Below are 16,584 nucleotides of genomic sequence, written 5' to 3'. Positions count from 1 at the left end.
CGCCGCCGAGATCAGTGGGCGGCCTCGTTCCAGTCCTGGCCCCGACCGACCTGCACATCGAGCGGAACAGTCAGCGCTGCAGCGTCACCCATACGGGCGCGGACGATGCGCTCTGCGGCATCCCACTCCCCCGGGGCGACTTCGAGCACGAGTTCGTCGTGGATCTGCAGCAGTACCCGCGACCCGAGCCCCTCTGTGCGGAGATCGTCGTGGATGTGGAACAGCGCGATCTTCATGATGTCGGCTGCGCTCCCCTGGATCGGCGCGTTGAGGGCAGCACGTTCGGCGTTCTCGCGGAGCACGCGGTTCGGGCTCGCGAGGTCGGGGAACGGCCGACGCCGTCCGAAGATCGTCTCGGTGTAGCCGACCTCCTTGGCCTTGAGCACAGAAGCCCGCAGGTAGTCGCGGACGGCGCCGAAACGGGCGAAGTACTCCACCATCAACTGCTTCGCCTCGGACTGCTCGATGCGCAGCTGCTTCGAGAGACCGAACGCCGAGAGGCCGTAGACGAGCCCGTAGGACATGGCCTTCACCTTCGTGCGCATGGCAGAGGTGACATCGCTCGGCTCGACCCCGAAGACCCGGGCGCCGACGAAGCGGTGCAGGTCCTCGCCGCTGTTGAAGGCCTCGATGAGCCCCTCGTCTCCCGACAGGTGCGCCATGATGCGCATCTCGATCTGCGAGTAGTCGGCGGTGAGCAGCGACTCGTAGCCCTCTCCGACCTGGAAGGCGCTGCGGATGCGCCGAGACTCCTCGGTGCGCACGGGGATGTTCTGCAGATTCGGGTCTGTGCTCGACAGACGGCCCGTCTGGCTCCCCGTCTGCACGTACGTGGTGTGGATCCGGTGATCGTCGCCGATCGCCGTGTCGAGGGACTCGATGATCTGGCGGAGTTTGGTCGCCTCGCGGTGCTGCAGCAGCAGTCCCAGGAACGGATGCGGGTTCGACTCCTGGAGATCGGCGAGCACCGCGGCATCCGTCGAGTATCCGGTCTTGGTCTTGCGCGTCTTGGGCAGCTGCAGATCGTCGAACAGCACCTCCTGGAGCTGTTTCGGCGAACCGAGGTTGAACTCGCGTCCGACGAGAGCGAACGCCTCCTGAGCGATGCCCTCGGCCCGGATTCCCAGTTCGCCCGAGAACGTGGACAGGACGTCGTGAGAGACGGCGACGCCGGCGACCTCCATGTCGGCGAGCGTGAGCAGGGTCGGCAGCTCGATGTCCGTGAGGACGGCCGCGACCGAGTCCGGGATGTCCTCACGCAGTGCCGCCGCGACGCGGAGGGCGAACCATGCCTCCTGCGAGGGCGTCGCGCCCTCGGTCTCGGGGACGAGCTGCGAGGGATCGGCCTCGGGCAGCTTCTCTCCCAGGTACCGCTCCACGAGGTCGCTGAGGGACTTGTCGGGGAAGCTCGGCCGCAGGAGCCATCCTGCGAGGCTCGTGTCGTACACGAGCCCGCCGAGGCGGACGTCGCGACGGAGAAGAGCCTTCACCTGCGGCTTCGCGTCGTGGATGATCTTCGGAGCGTCGGACTCGAGCCAGCCGCGAAGAGCCTCCTCGGCTTCGGCGCTCCAGTCGAGCTCCCGGAGCTCGGTCTCCGTCGCGGCACCCAGGCGTGACGGAGCGCCCGACTGCGTGGTGAGGGTGAGCGCGATGTCGCCCTGCACGCCCGTCGCCCATGCGACGAAGGCCGCCGGATCGACCTCGACCGGTTCGGGGAGCACGACGACGGATGCCGGGTCGTCTGCCACCTCTCCTGCGCCGACGGCCTCGAACACGCGCGGAAGGAGCGTGCGGAACTCGAGTCGGGCGAAGATGTCGCGCACGGCCTGCGCATCGATCGGCGTGACCGCCAGGTCGTCAGGCGCCACGGGCAGCTCGACGTCGGTGAGCAGCCTGTTCAGCTTGCGGTTGCGTCGAACATCCTCGATGTGATCTCGCAGGTTGCCGCCGACGACGCCCTTGATCTCCCCGGAGCGCTCGAGGAGATCGTCCAGAGACCCGAACTGCGTGAGCCATTTCACGGCGGTCTTCTCGCCCACCTTCGGCACTCCCGGCAGATTGTCGCTCGTCTCGCCGACCAGCGCCGCGATGTCGGGGTACTGCTCGGGGCGGACGCCGTAGCGCTCCTGCACCGTCGTCGGGTCGTAACGCTTGAGCTGGGAGACGCCCTGCACCGACGGATACAGGAGGGTGACGTCATCGGTGACGAGCTGGATCGTGTCGCGATCTCCGGAGACGACCAGCACGTCGTAGCCCTGGGCGGCGCCCTGCGATGCGAGGGTGGCCAGGATGTCGTCGGCCTCGATGCCCTCTTTGGTCAGCACTGGGATCGACATCGCGGCGAGGCAGTCCTGCAGCAGCGGGATCTGGCCTCGGAACTCCTGAGGCGTCTCGGACCGCGTGGCCTTGTACTCGGGGTACTCGTCGGTGCGGAACGAGTGCCGCGACGTGTCGAACGCGATGGCCATGTGGGTGGGTTGCTCGGCCTTGATGAGGTTGACCAGCATCGACAGGAAGCCGTAGATGGCGTTCGTGTGCTGGTTGTCCTTGGTCGTGAAGTTCTCGACCGGAAGGGCGAAGAAGGCACGATAGGCGAGCGAATGGCCGTCGACGACCATGAGGGTAGGCTTTGCGGAGTCCGTCACCCTGTCAGCCTAACGAGGACGACAGACACCCGCTGAGGAGGATTCATGAGCGACGTCACGACGAGCGAAGGACTCGAGTGGGCGACCGCCCGCGGCATGGGCGCATTGGCCGAGAAGATGGGCATCGAGTTCACCGAGTTCTCCGTCGAGCGCTCCGTCGGCACGATGCCTGTCGAGGGCAACACCCAGCCGGTTGGGCTCGTCCACGGAGGTGCGTACGTGGTCCTCGGCGAGTCGCTCGGATCGATGGCGGCGAACCTCCATGCCGGACCGGGACGACTCGCCGTCGGCGTCGATATCAACGCGACGCACACCCGCTCCGCGACCTCGGGCACGGTGACCGGCGTATGCACGCCGATCCACCTCGGCCGTAGCATCACCGTGCACGAGATCGTCATCTCCGATGATCAGGGTCGTCGGTGCTCCACGATTCGCATCACGAACATGATCAAGGATCTCCCCGCCTGATCAGGGACGGCTCTTCAAGAGACTGAGCACCTCGGTCATCTGAGACGACAGCCCGTCGAGGCGACCATCGATCCCGTCCAGACGACCGTCGAGCCCGTCCAGACGACCATCGATCCCGTCCAAGCGGACGCCGATGCTGCCCAGCTGCAGATCATGCCCGGCGAGCCGTGCATTCATCTCCTCGAGCAGTTCGTAGATCGCGGAGATGTCGTTGGTGTTCTGTTCCATCCGGAGGTCTGCCTGCGTGGGTGTCATCGCCATGCGTCGAAGATACGCCGCCCGCGCAGGCCACCGCGCCCGGTGACCGGCACCAGTGGAGAGATCCCCCACAATGACGTGCTGGGGAGGGAGAGTCAGGCTTCGCCGAGGACTCGCTGGAACAGCAGATGATCCTGCCACTCCCCCGCGATGCGGAGGTATCGAGGGGCCATCCCGATCTGAGCGAACCCGCTCCCGAGCAGCACACGCTGCGAGCCGGTGTTGTGCACCAATGTGGCGGCCTGCACGCGGTGCAGATGGAGTTCGTCGGCCGCGTACGCCATGACCTGCGCGACCGCTTTCGATGCGAGTCCTCGTCGCAGCCGGGTCGCGTCGATCCAATAGCCGAGATCGGCGCTCCAGAATGCTCCCCGGACGATGTTGTTGAGATTCATGCGTCCGCGGATCTCGCCGTCGCCGGACACGATCACGAAACGCGCACTCCGTCTGGCAGCGGCCTCTTCGACGCTCAGCCGGGAGTGGTTCTCCTGCCAGGCCTCCGTGAAGAACTCCGCAGGCCGCGACGGATCCCACGGAGCCAGATGGCTCCGATTGGAGGTGTAAGCGCGAGCCAGCGCGGCGCCATCACCGATCCGCACCGCCCGCAGAGTGTGCTCCGCGTCAAGCGGACGCACTGCTACTTCTTCGGCGCGAGCTGCTCGATGATGGCCTTGGCGACATCCTGCATGGTCAGACGACGGTCCATGGACGCCTTCTGGATCCAGCGGAACGCCTCCGGCTCGGACAGCCCCATCTTCTCGTTGAGGAGTCCCTTGGCACGGTCGACGAGCTTGCGGGTCTCGAAGCGCTCGACCATGTCGGCGACCTCGGCCTCGAGCGTGATGATCTGCTCGTGGCGGGCCAGAGCGATCTCGATCGCGGGAAGCAGGTCGTTCGGCGTGAACGGTTTCACGACATAGGCCAGGGCGCCGGCCTCGCTCGCGCGCTCGACGAGCTCCTTCTGGCTGAATGCGGTCAACAGCACGACGGGGGCGATGTTGCCCTTGTGCAGCTTCTCGGCGGCGCTGATGCCGTCGAGCTGCGGCATCTTGACGTCCATGATGACGAGGTCGGGGCGAAGCTCCGTGGCGAGTGCGACGGCCGTCTCGCCGTCGCCCGCCTCTCCGACGACGTCGAAGCCGTTGTCGCGGAGGATCTCGACGATGTCGAGGCGGATCAGCGATTCGTCCTCGGCGACGACGACGCGTCGGGGTGCGGATGCCGTGGGCTGCTCAGCCTGCTCTTGCTCAGTCACAGGTCTATCCTATCGAACCAGGCTCCGGCGCTGGCCGCGGGGCGATGCCGTGCCGCGATCCGCCGTGTCGAGCGCTTGTCGCGAGCGACGTTCGGACCGCTCGCGATTCTGGGTGCCGGCGGTGGGACTCGAACCCACACGCCCTTTCGGACAAAGCATTTTGAGTGCTCCGCGTCTGCCATTCCGCCACGCCGGCCCACCGTAGACCCTATCGCACGCCCGATAGACGACTGCGCGCCGCACCCCGATGAGGGGGTGCGGCGCGCAGTGTACGAAATCGTCAGACGCCGGCCTTGTAAATCGGCGCCGCACCGCGGATCGCGTCGCCGACCTTGTGGACGCGGAGGTCGTTCGTCGACCCGATGATCCCGGGAGGGGAACCGGAGATCACGACGACCCTGTCCCCTTCCTCTGCGAGCTTGTTGCCGAGGAGGTACTCGTCGACCTGGTGGTACATGAGGTCGGTGTGCTGCACCATCTCGACGAGGGTCGAGTGGATGCCCCAGGTCAGCGCCATACGGCGGCGGATGCCGGGCTCTGGCGTGAACGCGAGCATCGGGATGCGCGAGCGCAGCCGCGACAGTCGGCGAGCGGAGTCACCGGACTGGGTGAAGACGCAGAGGAACTTCGCCTCGACGAACTCCGCGACCTCCAGAGCCGCGAGGGTGATCGCGCCACCCTGCGTGCGCGGCTTGGTCGTGAGCGGGGCGACGCGCTCCAGGCCGTGCTCCTCGGTCGACTCGACGATACGGGCCATGGTCTCCACGACCACGACCGGATACTCGCCGACGCTGGTCTCTCCGGAGAGCATGACCGCGTCCGCACCGTCCAGCACGGCGTTCGCGACATCGGACGTCTCTGCACGCGTCGGCACCGGGCTGCTGATCATCGACTCGAGCATCTGCGTCGCGACGATGACGGGCTTCGCCATGCGACGGGCGAGTTCGACGGCGCGCTTCTGCACGATCGGAACGGCCTCGAGCGGGAGCTCGACGCCGAGGTCGCCTCGGGCGACCATGATGCCGTCGAACGCGTCGACGATCTCCTCGAGAGCATCCACCGCCTGCGGCTTCTCGATCTTGGCGATGACGGGGACCTTCACGCCCTCTTCGGCCATGATCTCGTGGACCCGGTCGACGTCGGCGGCGTTGCGCACGAACGACAGCGCGATGAGGTCGGCGCCGGTGCGCAGACCCCAACGCAGGTCGTCCTCGTCCTTCTCGCTCAGCGCGGGGACGTTCACGGCGACACCGGGCAGGTTGATGCCCTTGTTGTTCGACACCGCTCCCGCGACGATTACGCGAGTGGTGACCGTGACGCCGTCGGTGTCGACGACCTCGACGCGCACCTTGCCGTCGTCGATCAGCAGGAAGTCCCCCGCCTTGACGTCCTGGGGCAGACCCTTGAAGGTCGTACCGCAGATCTCCCTGTTGCCGATGATGTCCTCGGTCGTGATCTTGAAGATGTCCCCGACCGCGAGCTCGTAGGGTCCGGCCTCGAACTTGCCGAGGCGGATCTTCGGCCCCTGCAGGTCGACGAGGACCGCGACCGCCTTGCCTGCGTCATCCGCAGCGCGGCGGACGTTGGCGTAGTTCGCCTCGTGCACGGAGTAGTCGCCGTGGCTGAGGTTCAGTCGGGCGACGTCCACACCAGCCTCGATGATCGCTCGCACGGTGTCATACGTAGAGGTGGCTGGGCCCAGGGTGGCGACGATTTTCGCGCGTCTCAACAGATTCTCCAGGGTAGAGGGGGGGGATTAGAAATCAGGCGACGGTGCCGCGCTCAGCCTACGCGGGCTGGAGTCCGATCGCGACATCCGTGGGCCGCACCGGCTCAGGGAGGACCGTCTCGCCCATGAGGAAGCGATCGACGTTGGCGGCCGCCGCGCGGCCCTCGGCGATCGCCCACACGATGAGCGACTGTCCGCGGCCTGCGTCCCCGGCGACGAACACGCCGGACACGGTGGATTCGTAGGATGCGTCGCGCTGGAAGTTGCCACGGTCGGTCACCTGCGGACGCGTGTCCTCGGTGAACCCGTCCTGCTCGGGACCGGTGAATCCCATGGCGATCAGGACGAGATCGGCCGGGATCTCCCGCTCGGTACCGCTCTTGGGCACGCGACGTCCGTCGACGTACTCGGTCTCGGCAACGCGCAGCGCGCGGACCTCACCGACCTCGTTGGAGAGGAACTCGACGGTGGAGGCGAGGAACACCCGCTCACCGCCCTCCTCGTGCGCGGAGGACACCTCGAAGACGGTCGGCATCATCGGCCAGGGCTGGTGGCCCGGACGCTCCGCACCCGGCTGCTGGCCGATCGCCAGGTTCGTGACGCTGAGCGCGCCCTGGCGGTGGGCGGTTCCGATGCAGTCGGCACCGGTGTCACCGCCGCCGATGACGATGACATGCTTGCCTTCGGCGGTGATCTGCTCCGTGACCTTGTCGCCGGCGACCGCGTGGTTCGACTCCACGAGGTACTCCATCGCGAAGTGGACGCCATCGAGGTCTCGACCGGGGATCGCGAGATCGCGAGGAACGGTGGAACCGGTCGCGATGACGACCGCGTCGTAGCGCGCACGGAGGTCCGCCCAGGTGATGTCCTTGCCGATCTCGACTCCGGCGCGGAACCGGGTGCCCTCCTCCTGCATCTGGCGGAGGCGGGACTCGAGCTGCGACTTCTCCATCTTGAAGTCCGGGATCCCGTAACGGAGCAGGCCGCCGATGCGGTCGTCGCGTTCGAACACGGCCACGGTGTGGCCGGCGCGGGTGAGCTGCTGCGCGGCCGCGAGCCCGGCGGGGCCCGATCCGACGACGGCGACCGTTTTGCCCGTGAGACGCGCCGGCGGCTGCGCCTCGACCCAGCCCTTGCTGAAGGCCTCGTCGATGATCGAGACCTCGATCTGCTTGATCGTGACGGCGGGCTGATTGATCCCCAGCACGCAGGCGCTCTCGCAGGGAGCGGGGCACAGACGTCCCGTGAACTCGGGGAAGTTGTTCGTCGCGTGCAGTCGGTCGATCGCCGCGCGGCCCTCGCCGCGCCAGGTGAGATCGTTCCACTCCGGGATCAGGTTGCCCAGGGGGCATCCCTGGTGGCAGAACGGCACGCCGCAATCCATGCAGCGGCTCGCCTGGCGGCGGAGCACGGCCTGGTCGCCGGGCTCGTACACCTCTTTCCAGTCCATGATCCGTACCGGCACGGGGCGCCGGGCGGGGAGCTCGCGCTCCGTGACCTTCAGAAAACCTTTGGGATCAGCCACCGGTCACCTCCAGGATGCGGTTCCAGACGACGTCGCCGTCGGGGTCGATCCCCTCGGCCACTGCTTCCTCTCTCATGCTCCGCACGGCGGCGAAGTCACGCGGGAGGACCTTCACGAACTCTGCGGCGGTCTCTTCGAACCGCGACAGGATCTCCGATCCGAGCGGGGACGCGGTGCGCTCCACGTGCTCGGAGATCAGGCCTCTCAGCACTTCGAGATCCGCGCGGTCCAAGGGCATCAGCAGGAGTTCGCCGCTGCCGAGAGACTGCGCGTTGACCTTCGCGGTGTCGAGGGAGCGGACGTACGCCACTCCCCCGGACATTCCGGCGCCGAAGTTGCGTCCGGTCGAGCCGAGGATCACCGCGACGCCACCGGTCATGTACTCGAGCGCGTGGTCGCCCACGCCCTCAACGACGGCCGTGGCGCCAGAGTTGCGCACGAGGAACCTCTCTCCGACCACGCCGGAGAGGAACATCGAGCCGGAGGTCGCGCCGTAGCCGATCACGTTGCCCGCGATCACGTTGCGATGCGGTTCGATCGAGGAGCCGCGAGGCGGCCTGATCGTGATGTCGCCACCGGACAGGCCCTTGCCGACGTAGTCGTTGGCGTCGCCTTCGAGCCGCAGCACGATGCCCGATGGCATGAACGCGCCGAGAGACTGCCCGGCCGTGCCGTGCAGCGTCACGTCGATCGTCTCGCGCGGGAGCCCGGCGGCGCCGTATCGGGCGGTGACCTGATGGCCCAGCATCGTGCCGACCGCTCGTTCGGTGTTCGCGATCGGGAGCTCGATGACGACGTGCTCGCCGTTCAGGAGCGCGCCCTTCGCGATGTCGATCAGCTGCACGTCGAAGTGCTTCTCGAGCTCGTGATCCTGCTCGCGCCCACTGCGACGGGGCTCTCCCGCCGGGAAGGCGGGGCCGTCGAGGATCGGGCTGAGGTCGAGGCCCTCCGCCTTCCAGTGGTCGACGGCCGCGTTCACCTCGATGAGCTCGGCACGGCCGACGATCTCGTCGAGCGAGCGGAAGCCCAGCTCGGCGAGCAGCTCGCGGACCTCCTCCGCGATGAACTCCATGAAGTTCACCACGAACTCGGGCTTGCCGCTGAAGCGCTCGCGCAGCAGCGGATTCTGCGTCGCGACGCCCACCGGGCAGGTGTCGAGGTGGCACACGCGCATCATGATGCAGCCGCTGACGACCAGCGGCGCCGTGGCGAAGCCGAACTCCTCGGCGCCGAGGAGGGCGCCGATGATCACGTCGCGACCGGTCTTGAGCTGGCCGTCGACCTGCACGACGACGCGGTCGCGCATGCCGTTGAGCATGAGCGTCTGCTGGGTCTCGGCGAGGCCGAGCTCCCACGGCGTCCCGGCGTGCTTGAGGGAGTTCAGCGGGCTCGCGCCCGTGCCGCCGTCGTGACCGGACACGAGGACCACGTCGCTGAGCGCCTTGGCGACGCCCGCCGCGACGGCGCCGATGCCCGACTGGCTCACCAGCTTGGTGTGGATCCGCGCCTCGGGGTTCGCGCGCTTCAGATCGAAGATGAGCTGCTTGAGGTCTTCGATCGAGTAGATGTCGTGGTGCGGCGGCGGCGAGATGAGGCCCACCCCCGGTGTGCCGCCGCGTGTGCGGGCGACCCACGGGTACACCTTCTGCGGGGGCAGCTGACCACCCTCGCCCGGCTTGGCGCCCTGGGCGAGCTTGATCTGGATGTCGTCCGCCTCGGTGAGGTACAGGCTCGTGACGCCGAAGCGACCCGACGCGACCTGCTTGATCGCGCTGCGGCGCTCGGGGTCGAGAAGGCGGTCGGAGTCCTCTCCGCCCTCGCCGGTGTTCGACTTGCCGCCGATCCGGTTCATGGCGATCGCGAGGGTCTCGTGCGCCTCCTTGGAGATCGAGCCGTAGCTCATCGCACCCGTCGAGAAGCGCTTGACGATCTCCGAGACCGGCTCCACCTCGTCCAGCGGGACGGGCTTGCGGGTGCCGGTGCGCAGACGGAACAGGCCACGCAGGGTCTTGAGCTCCGCAGCCTGGTCGTCGACGAGCCGCGTGTACTCGCGGAAGATGTCGTAGCGGCGCTCGCGGGTCGAGTGCTGCAGCTTGAAGACCGTCTCCGGGCTGAACAGGTGCGGGGAGCCGTCGCGACGCCACTGGTACTCGCCACCGGTCCACAGGCGCTCGTGCGCCCTGGCCGCTGCATCCTCGGGGTAGGCGTAGTCGTGCCTCGCCTGGTTCTCCGCGAAGATGTCCTCGATGCCGATGCCGCCGAGCTTGGACTCGGTGCGCGTGAAGTACGCGTCGATGAGCTCCTGGCTGAGGCCCACGGCCTCGAACACCTGCGCTCCCGCGTAGGACGACACCGTCGAGATGCCCATCTTGGACATGATCTTCAGCACGCCCTTGCCCAGGGCGTAGATCAGGTTGCGGACGGCCTTCTCCGGCGAGATGCCGGTGATGTAGCCGGTGCGCACGAGGTGCTCGACGGTCTCCATCGCGAGATACGGGTTGATCGCGGATGCTCCGTAGCCGATGAGCGTCGCGACGTGGTGCACCTCGCGGACGTCTCCGGCCTCGACGATCAGACCGACCTTCATGCGGTTCTCACGGCGGATCAGGTGGTGATGCACCGCGGAGAGCATGAGCAGCGACGGGATCGGCGTGAGGTCCTTGTTGGAGTCGCGGTCGGAGAGGATGAGGAACTCCGCCCCCTGCTCGATCGCCTCGTCTGCTTCGGCGCACATCTCCGTCAGCCGATCCTCGAGCGACTGGGGTCCGGCGTCGAAGTGGTAGAGCCCCTTGATGGTCACGCTGGAGCGGCCGGGGAGGGCCTTGTCGATGTGGCGGATCTTCGCGAGCTCGTCGTTGTCGATCACTGGGAAGTCCAGCGACACCGTGCGGGTGTGCTCCGGCCCCCAGCTCAGGAGGTTCGCCTCAGGGCCGAGTCCGAGCTTGAGGCTGGTGACGACCTCTTCACGGATCGAGTCCAGCGGCGGGTTCGTCACCTGGGCGAACTGCTGCGTGAAGTAGTCGAAGAGCAGGCGCGGGCGCTTGCTGAGCACCGCGATCGGCGTGTCCGACCCCATGGCGCCGAGCGGTTCCACGCCGGTCTGCCCCATCGGGGTCAGCAGGATGCGCACTTCCTCCTCGGTGTATCCGAAGGTCCGCTGACGGCGGGTGATCGACGCGGGCGGATGCACGATGTGCTCGCGCTCGGGGAGGTCAGCGAGCCGGACCGCGCCGGCATCCAGCCATTCCTGCCACGGGTGCAGCGTCGCGAGATCGCGCTTGATCTCCTCGTCTTCGATGATCCGGCGCTGCGCCGTGTCGACCAGGAACATCTTTCCCGGCTGCAGACGGCCGCGGCGCTTGATGCGCTCGGGCTCGAACGTGAGCACGCCGGTCTCGGAGCCGATGACGATGAGCCCATCGGTGGTCTCCGTCCAGCGACCAGGACGCAGACCGTTGCGGTCGAGCGTGGCGCCGACGAGGGTGCCGTCGGTGAAGATGAGCGCGGCGGGGCCGTCCCACGGCTCCATCTGGTTCGAGTGGTACTCGTAGAAAGAACGCAGCTCCGGGGAGATGTCGGACTGCTTCTCGTACGCCTCCGGGACCATCATCATGATGGCGTGAGGCAGGCTGCGGCCGGTGAGGGTCAGCAGCTCGAGCACCTCGTCGAAGGAGGCCGAATCGCTGGCCCCGTCGGTACAGATCGGCAGGAGAGGCTCGACGTCGCCGAGCAGCTCCGACTCCAGCTGAGACTGCCGGGCGCGCATCCAGTTGCGGTTGCCGCCGACCGTGTTGATCTCGCCGTTGTGGGCGAGCATCCGCAGCGGCTGCGCGAGCGGCCACGACGGGAAGGTGTTGGTCGAGTAGCGCGAGTGCACGACGGCGAGCTCGGACATGAACCGCTCGTCCTGCAGGTCGGGGTAGAACGGCTCGAGTTGCAGCGTCGTGACCATGCCCTTGTAGCCGAGCGTGCGGGCGGACAGCGAGACGAAGTAGGCGCCGAGCTCATGACCTGCGCGCTTGCGGAGACGATAGGCGATGCGGTCGAGGGCGATGCCGGTGAGCGGCGCCTGCGAGTGGGTCGCTCCCCCGGCGCTCACGAAGAGCTGCTCGAACGCGGGGCGAGCCTCATCGGCGAGCTTGCCCAGGTTCTCGTTGACCGTGGGCACCTCGCGCCATCCAAGGACGCGCAGGCCCTCGGCGCGGGCGATCTTCTCGATGCCGGCCTTCTGCTGGCGGCGTTCGCTGGAGTCACGCGGGAGGAACGCCAGACCCGCGGCGTACTCGCCGACCGGTGGCAGTTCGAAATCCGTGACCGCACGCAGGAACGCGTCGGGCATCTGCGTCAGGATGCCCGCACCGTCTCCGGTGCCGGCATCCGAGCCGATCGCACCGCGGTGCTCGAGGTTGCGCAGCGCTTCGAGCGCCAGCGCGATGATGTCGTGGCCCGCCTCGCCGCGCAGTGTCGCGACCATGGCAAGGCCGCAGGCGTCCTTCTCGAACGCCGGGTTGTACATGCCCTGCTTCGGGGGGTAAGCGCCGGAAGCGCCGTACGGAGGCTGAAAATACACCTGTACCGTCCTCAGATCTTCGAGTGACCCGGGGACGTCATTGGCCGGGCGAATGCAGTGTGGTCCTCACGGACCGGCGGCTATCGAGAGCCTTCCGCGTCCGTGGGAGCGGTGCTTGTGGCCCTGGCTCCTGCGGGGACTTCTTCGACCGGAGGCTCACTCAGGTCTACGAAATCGGAGGGATTGTTCTGCGAGTCTACAACAGCGTCGAGATCCTTCCGACCTCGACCCGGCTGGTAGGGCGAGGGCTCCAGGCCGAGGTGACGACGCTGGACGACGAGGATGGCGAGACCGACGACGATGCCGATGATCGCAGCCCACACGTTGCTGCGCAGGCCGAGGATGATCTCGCTCGGGTCGATGCGGATCGACTCCCAGACCACACGGCCGGCGCTGTACCAGATCAGGTAGATCGCGAACAGGCGGCCCCACTGGAGGGACGTGGCCTTGCGGCTCAGCCAGAGCAGCACGATGACGCCGAGGCCGTTCCAGATGACCTCGTAAAGGAACGTCGGGTGGAACAGAGTGCCCTCGGCGAGGCCGGGAGGGAATGCCGAGTTCGTGGACTCGATCTCGAGTCCCCAGGGGAGGTCGGTGGGCAGACCGAAAAGCTCGTGGTTGAACCAGTTGCCGAAGCGTCCCATCGCCTGCGCGAGCAGAAGGCCGGGCGCGAGGGCGTCGGCGAAGGTCCAGAAGCGGATGCCGGTCCACCTGCAGCCGAGGTAGGCGCCCACCGCACCGCCGATGAGGGCGCCGAAGATCGCGATGCCGCCCTCCCAGATCGCCCACACCGAGCCGGGCTCGAAGGGGTTCCAGGTGTTCTTGCCCTCGCCGAAGTAGAAGTTCGGGTGCGTGAGCACGTGGAAGATGCGCGCGCCGATGATCGCGAGCGGCACGGCCAGGATCGAGATGTCGATCACGACCCACGGCTCCGCGCCGCGCCGCGTGAGGCGGTGGTTCGTCAGGAAGACCGCGGCGATGATGCCGGCGATGATGCAGAGGGCGTAGAAGTGGATCCGGATGGGTCCGAGGTCGAAGTAGGCGACCGGAGGACTCGGGATGCTGGCGAGCACGCCGGTGACGGTGCTGTGGAGCGCGAGGGACATGAGTGCGATTCTAGTTCTCGTGTACGGGGCGTGCCGACGACGTGCCGACGGCCAGGTTTCGGGTGACTTCGGCGAGGGCGGGGAGGCCGCCGTCGCGCAGGGCTCGGACGAGTGCGGTGCCGACGATCGCGCCGTCCGCGTACTCCGAGACGCCGGCGATCTGCTCGGCGGTGGAGATGCCGATGCCGACGCAGGTGCGGGTCGCGCCGTGGGCGCGCAGGCGTCCGACCAGGGTGCGGGCCGCGCGGTCGAGTTCGGCGCGCTCCCCCGTGATGCCCATGGTGGAGACGGTGTAGATGAAGCCGGTGGACGCCGAGACGATGAGGTCGAGGCGTGCGTCCGTCGACGTCGGCGCGGCGAGGAACACGCGGTCCAGGCCGGTGCGCTCGCTGGCCGCGATCCACTCCCCTGCGACATCCGGCGTGATGTCCGGGGTGATGAGCCCGGCGCCGCCGGCGGCGAGGAGGTCGTCCGCATAGCGGTCGACCCCGTACTGGAACACGGGGTTCCAGTACGTCATGACGAGGACGGGCACGTCCGTTGCCGCCGTGATCGCGCGGACCGCCGTGAACAGATCCTTCATGGTGAAGCCGTTGGCGAGCGCCGCCGTGGTCGCCTCCTGGATCACGGCGCCGTCCATCACCGGGTCGCTGTACGGCGGACCCAGCTCGATGATGTCGACGCCGTTCTCTGCCAGGGTGATGGCGGCCTGGATGCTGGTCTCGAGGTCGGGGAAGCCGACCGGGAGGTAGCCGACGAACACGCTGCGACCGGCGGCCTCGGCCTTCTGGATCGCCTCTTCGACGCGGCTCATCCGACTGCTCCCTCGTCGTACAGGTGGAAGTACCTGGCCGCTGTGTCCATGTCCTTGTCTCCGCGCCCGGAGAGGCACACCGCGAGGATCGCATCGGGCCCGAGCTCGCGGCCGAGCCGCAGCGCGCCGGCGAGGGCGTGCGCCGACTCGATGGCGGGGATGATGCCCTCCGTGCGGCTGAGAAGGCGCAGCGCCTGCATCGCCTCGTCGTCGGTGGCCGGGATGTACTCGGCGCGCCCGATGTCGGCGAGCCAGGAGTGCTCCGGTCCGACTCCGGGATAGTCGAGACCAGCGGAGATCGAGTGCGACTCGATCGTCTGCCCGTCTACGTCCTGCAGGACGTAGGTCTTCGAGCCGTGCAGGATGCCGGGGCGTCCGCGCTCGATGGAGGCGGCGTGCCTGTCGGTGTCGACGCCGTCGCCGGCCGCCTCGACCCCGTAGAGCTTGACGTGCTCGTCGTCGAGGAACGCGTCGAACATGCCGATCGCGTTCGAGCCGCCGCCGACGCACGCGATGACGGCATCCGGGAGCCTGCCCGCCTCGTCGAGGAGCTGCTGGCGCGCCTCTTCGCCGATGATCTTCTGGAAGTCGCGCACCATCGCCGGGAACGGATGCGGGCCCGCCGCCGTGCCGAAGATGTAATTGGTCGTCTCGACCGAGGCGACCCAGTCGCGGTAGGCGTCGTTGATCGCGTCCTTGAGGGTGCGGGATCCCGAGGTGACCGCGACCACCTCTGCCCCGAGGAGGCGCATACGGGCGACGTTCAGGGCCTGGCGCTCGGTGTCGACCTCGCCCATGTAGATCGTGCAGTCCAGGCCGAACAGCGCCGCAGCGGTGGCCGTGGCGACGCCGTGCTGTCCTGCCCCGGTCTCGGCGATCACGCGGGTCTTGCCCAGTCGCTTGGTCAGCAAGGCCTGCCCGAGGACGTTGTTGATCTTGTGCGACCCGGTGTGGTTGAGGTCCTCGCGCTTGAGGAAGATCCTCGCGCCGCCGGCGTGCTCGGCGAAGCGCTGCACCTCGGTGAGCGGAGACGGGCGGCCCGCGTACGAGCTCAGGAGACCGGCGAGCTCGGCGCGGAACGCCGGGTCGGCGATCGCGTCGGCGTAGGCCTCGGTGAGCTCGTCGATCGCGGCGATCAGCGACTCGGGCATGTAGCGCCCGCCGTAGTCGCCGAAGAGCGGTCCGTGCTGGTCACGGAGACTCATCACACCTCCAGGAAGGTCTTGAGCGTGGCGACCGGATCGCCCGTGACGAGCGCCTCTCCGATCAGGACGACGTCTGCACCGGCCGAACGGTAGTGCGTGACATCTGCGGGGGTGAGCACCGCGGACTCGGCGATCTTGACCGCGGAGTCCGGGATGCGATCGGCCAGGCGGCCGAAGAGGTCGCGGTCGAGCTCGAGGGTCTTCAGATCGCGTGCATTGACCCCGATGAGCGGCGAGCCGAGATCGATCGCCGCCTCGAGCTCGTCTGCCGAATGGGTCTCGACGAGCGGGGTCATGCCCAGATCGGTGATGAAGCCGAACAGGTCGCGCAGCACCGCGGGCTCGAGGCCCGCGACGATGAGCAGGACGAGGTCGGCGCCGGCGGCGCGCGCCTCGAGCACCTGGTAGCGCGTCGCAATGAAGTCCTTGCGCAGCACGGGCAGGGACACCCGGGCCGTCACGGCCTCGAGGTCGGCCAGACTGCCGCCGAAGCGGCGCTCCTCGGTGAGGACGCTGATCGCGGATGCGCCGCCGGTCTCGTACAGCGACGCCTGATGAGCGGGATCGGGGATCTCCGCGAGGGCGCCGCGCGACGGGCTCGCACGCTTGACCTCGGCGATGATCTTGACGCGCTCGGCGGGAGCGAGGAAGGCCAGTGCGTCCTTGGCAGCCGGGCGTGCGAGAGCAGCGCGCTCGACCTCGGCGAGAGGCCTCGTGAGGGCACGACGCTCTGCGTCTGCGACTGCGCCGGCCGTCAGGTCGGCGAGGACCACTAGTGGCCCTTCGGCTGGTACTTGGGGCCCTTCACGCCGTAGCCGGCCTTGGCCATGATCCAGCCCACGAGGGCGCCGATCGGGATGATCACGACGGAAGCCCACACGAGCGCCGGCTGCTCGAAGCAGAACGCGACGGTGGCCATCGTGAAGCCCAGGAGCATGATGATCACGGCCGTCCAGGCCGCAGGCGAGTGTCCGTGGCCGGGGTCAGCGATCGGGTTGGTCATGTTCTC

13 protein-coding genes and 1 tRNA gene are annotated in these 16,584 nt (G+C 67.9%); 1 reads left to right on the top strand and 13 read right to left on the bottom strand.

All coding sequences use genetic code 11. The features are described 5' to 3' along the window. Nucleotides 1–11: 11 nt before the first annotated feature. On the bottom strand, nt 12–2,645 hold the full coding sequence (polA, locus tag MRBLWH10_RS07105) for a DNA polymerase I (RefSeq protein ID WP_223586412.1): 2,634 nt from the start codon (nt 2,643–2,645) through the stop codon (nt 12–14). A gap of 45 nt (nt 2,646–2,690) precedes the next feature. Between polA and MRBLWH10_RS07100 the strand changes: the two genes are divergently transcribed. Then, nucleotides 2,691–3,113, top strand: a complete 423-nt coding sequence (locus tag MRBLWH10_RS07100; RefSeq protein WP_105677426.1) for a hotdog fold thioesterase — start codon at nt 2,691–2,693, stop codon at nt 3,111–3,113. On the opposite strand, the gene MRBLWH10_RS07095 is transcribed toward MRBLWH10_RS07100, so the two are convergent. The 12 genes from MRBLWH10_RS07095 to MRBLWH10_RS07040 form a co-directional block, all read right to left on the bottom strand. Beyond that, nucleotides 3,114–3,374, bottom strand: coding sequence for a hypothetical protein (locus MRBLWH10_RS07095; RefSeq protein ID WP_341942152.1), 261 nt, complete (start codon nt 3,372–3,374; stop codon nt 3,114–3,116). It lies immediately after the preceding gene. A gap of 92 nt (nt 3,375–3,466) precedes the next feature. Beyond that, nucleotides 3,467–4,006, bottom strand: coding sequence for a GNAT family protein (locus MRBLWH10_RS07090; protein WP_341942151.1), 540 nt, complete (start codon nt 4,004–4,006; stop codon nt 3,467–3,469). A gap of 2 nt (nt 4,007–4,008) precedes the next feature. Further along, entirely contained in the window at nt 4,009–4,626 is a 618-nt protein-coding gene (locus MRBLWH10_RS07085; protein ID WP_025103469.1) for a response regulator, read from the bottom strand. Between the two features lie 113 nt (nt 4,627–4,739). Beyond that, nucleotides 4,740–4,822: transfer RNA gene (locus MRBLWH10_RS07080), tRNA-Leu, on the bottom strand. A gap of 84 nt (nt 4,823–4,906) precedes the next feature. Then, nucleotides 4,907–6,355 carry a pyruvate kinase gene (gene pyk / locus MRBLWH10_RS07075; protein WP_223586409.1) on the bottom strand — a complete coding sequence of 483 codons (1,449 nt, stop codon included), beginning with the start codon at nt 6,353–6,355 and terminating at the stop codon, nt 4,907–4,909. Between the two features lie 58 nt (nt 6,356–6,413). After that, nucleotides 6,414–7,880, bottom strand: a complete 1,467-nt coding sequence (locus MRBLWH10_RS07070) for a glutamate synthase subunit beta (RefSeq protein WP_105676284.1) — start codon at nt 7,878–7,880, stop codon at nt 6,414–6,416. Next, the gene (gene gltB, locus MRBLWH10_RS07065; protein WP_105676285.1) at nt 7,873–12,396 is read right to left on the bottom strand and encodes a glutamate synthase large subunit; all 4,524 of its coding nucleotides are present in this window, start codon (nt 12,394–12,396) and stop codon (nt 7,873–7,875) included. Before gltB ends, MRBLWH10_RS07070 begins: the two co-directional genes overlap by 8 nt. A gap of 134 nt (nt 12,397–12,530) precedes the next feature. Then, nucleotides 12,531–13,556: a prolipoprotein diacylglyceryl transferase gene (gene lgt, locus MRBLWH10_RS07060; RefSeq protein ID WP_341942150.1), complete on the bottom strand. Its 1,026-nt coding sequence runs from the start codon at nt 13,554–13,556 to the stop codon at nt 12,531–12,533. Between the two features lie 10 nt (nt 13,557–13,566). Beyond that, nucleotides 13,567–14,370, bottom strand: coding sequence for a tryptophan synthase subunit alpha (gene trpA / locus MRBLWH10_RS07055; protein WP_105676288.1), 804 nt, complete (start codon nt 14,368–14,370; stop codon nt 13,567–13,569). Continuing rightward, nucleotides 14,367–15,575, bottom strand: coding sequence for a tryptophan synthase subunit beta (gene trpB / locus MRBLWH10_RS07050; RefSeq protein WP_341942149.1), 1,209 nt, complete (start codon nt 15,573–15,575; stop codon nt 14,367–14,369). Before trpB ends, trpA begins: the two co-directional genes overlap by 4 nt. Beyond that, nucleotides 15,575–16,348 carry an indole-3-glycerol phosphate synthase TrpC gene (trpC, locus tag MRBLWH10_RS07045; RefSeq protein WP_341942148.1) on the bottom strand — a complete coding sequence of 258 codons (774 nt, stop codon included), beginning with the start codon at nt 16,346–16,348 and terminating at the stop codon, nt 15,575–15,577. The genes trpB and trpC overlap by 1 nt, the downstream gene beginning before the upstream one ends. Next, nucleotides 16,348–16,578 carry an HGxxPAAW family protein gene (locus MRBLWH10_RS07040; protein WP_341942147.1) on the bottom strand — a complete coding sequence of 77 codons (231 nt, stop codon included), beginning with the start codon at nt 16,576–16,578 and terminating at the stop codon, nt 16,348–16,350. The genes trpC and MRBLWH10_RS07040 overlap by 1 nt, the downstream gene beginning before the upstream one ends. Nucleotides 16,579–16,584: the final 6 nt, after the last annotated feature.

The sequence above is a fragment of the Microbacterium sp. LWH10-1.2 genome, assembly GCF_038397765.1.
GTDB classification, from domain to species: Bacteria; Actinomycetota; Actinomycetes; order Actinomycetales; family Microbacteriaceae; genus Microbacterium; species Microbacterium natoriense.
Note: the sequence above shows the minus strand (reverse complement) of the source record. Positions and strands in the feature narration are given on the sequence as shown.

Excerpts from the sequence above, each read along its gene's own strand:
- MRBLWH10_RS07100 (WP_105677426.1), top strand. The coding sequence starts at position 2,691 with ATGAGCGACGTCACGACGAGCGAAGGACTCGAGTGGGCGACCGCCCGC.
- MRBLWH10_RS07095 (WP_341942152.1), bottom strand. The coding sequence starts at position 3,374 with ATGGCGATGACACCCACGCAGGCAGACCTCCGGATGGAACAGAACACC.
- gltB (WP_105676285.1), bottom strand. The coding sequence starts at position 12,396 with ATGTACAACCCGGCGTTCGAGAAGGACGCCTGCGGCCTTGCCATGGTC.
- lgt (WP_341942150.1), bottom strand. The coding sequence starts at position 13,556 with ATGTCCCTCGCGCTCCACAGCACCGTCACCGGCGTGCTCGCCAGCATC.
- trpA (WP_105676288.1), bottom strand. The coding sequence starts at position 14,370 with ATGAGCCGCGTCGAAGAGGCGATCCAGAAGGCCGAGGCCGCCGGTCGC.
- trpB (WP_341942149.1), bottom strand. The coding sequence starts at position 15,575 with ATGAGTCTCCGTGACCAGCACGGACCGCTCTTCGGCGACTACGGCGGG.
- MRBLWH10_RS07040 (WP_341942147.1), bottom strand. The coding sequence starts at position 16,578 with ATGACCAACCCGATCGCTGACCCCGGCCACGGACACTCGCCTGCGGCC.